Here is a 1,330-nt window from a genome sequence, read left to right as displayed (position 1 = left end):
CCGGTCCTCGCGTCGGGCGCTCACGCACCCGGCCGCCACGGCGACGACGAGCAGCGACTGCACGACCGCCAGCACGACCGCCGCAGTCTGCTCGGGCACCGGGAGCGCCGCGGGCGCGGATCCGGAGGCCGCGCCGAGCAGGACCGTCGCGTCGACGGCCGCGTGCACGACCACGACCGGCCACAGGCGGCCCGTGACCCGGCGCATCCAGAGGCAGGCGGCGCCCACGACGGCGAGGTACGCGACCTGCAGCGCGAGCTCGGGTGCGGGCATGCCGCCCATGAGGCTGCCGGGCACGTGCCCGAGGGCGAACACGCCGCTGGTGACGCCCAGCGCCGCGAGCTCGCCGTGACGCTGCCGGACGGCGACGAGCAGCACGCCCCGGATCAGCAGCTCCTCGCCGACGCCCACGAGGCCCGTGCTCACCGCGACGACGAGGACGGTCGTCGCGGGGATCGCGCCCCACGCCACGGACATCGCCCCGAGGACCGGCAGCAGGGCGAGGAGCACCGGGAACGCGAGGAGCCACGGCCGGCGCGGGGACATCGCGAGGGTCGAGCGCTCCCGCCACACGGCGGCCTGGTCGCCCACCCACCACACGTGCAGGAGGAGGCCGCCCACGGCGATCGTCACGGGGATGACGTGGCCGAGCACCAGGCGGCTCGTCGCGTCGCGCTCGCCCGCGAGGCCCTCGAGGAGGCCGCCCAGGCCGACCGTGACGACGAGGTACCCGACCACGAGGGCCCCCGCGGTCCGGAGCCGGCGGCGCGACGGGTCGACGGGGACGGTCATCGCGCTCTCCTCGGGTCGGGGCGGAGAGGACGACGCCAACCGGATGCGCGGCCCGGCCCTCCCGGGCGTCCCCAGCCCTCGTCGGCGCGACCCCGCCGTCCCGGTCGGCGGAGGCGCCTGGGGACGATCGGGCGCAGGGGACCGGCGTCCGGGCTAGCGTCCGCACGGGATCCGGGAGGCAGGTCGTGCGGTTCGACATCTGGGAGGCGCGGGTCGCGCCGTCCCGCCGCGGGCGGCACGGGCGGCCCGTCCTCCCCGTGAGGCCGCAGACGGTCCTGATGTCGGCGGGCTGGGTGGTGATGGTCGGGTCTCCGCTCGCCGCAGGCACGCCGCGGCTGCTCCTCGTCGTGTTCGCGGTCGGCCTCGTCCTCGCGCTGGCCGGAGTCGTGGCGGCGGGCGTGCGGATGCTCCGTCGCGGGCTGCGCCTCCACCGGACGCGGCGTGCGGCCGCGCGCGCCGGTCATCCGCCCCGGTTCCGCCCGATGGGCGCGAGCCGGGCCGCGGAGCTGTCGCTCGTCCTGTCGCTCCCCACGATGGT

At 77.8% G+C, this 1,330-nt stretch carries 2 protein-coding genes; one reads left to right on the top strand and one right to left on the bottom strand.

Going from position 1 to position 1,330, the window contains the following annotated elements:
- The coding region (locus Q6969_RS15705) for a CPBP family intramembrane glutamic endopeptidase (RefSeq protein ID WP_317231277.1) at nucleotides 1–792 on the bottom strand (792 nt) is incomplete at its 3' end.
- A gap of 257 nt (nucleotides 793–1,049) precedes the next feature.
- Between Q6969_RS15705 and Q6969_RS15700 the strand changes: the two genes are divergently transcribed.
- The coding region (locus Q6969_RS15700) for a hypothetical protein (protein ID WP_317231276.1) at nucleotides 1,050–1,330 on the top strand (281 nt) is incomplete at its 3' end.

Origin of the sequence: Clavibacter sp. MX14-G9D (assembly GCF_032917815.1) — a bacterium.
GTDB lineage: Bacteria > Actinomycetota > Actinomycetes > Actinomycetales > Microbacteriaceae > Clavibacter > Clavibacter michiganensis_K.
Note: the sequence above shows the minus strand (reverse complement) of the source record. Positions and strands in the feature narration are given on the sequence as shown.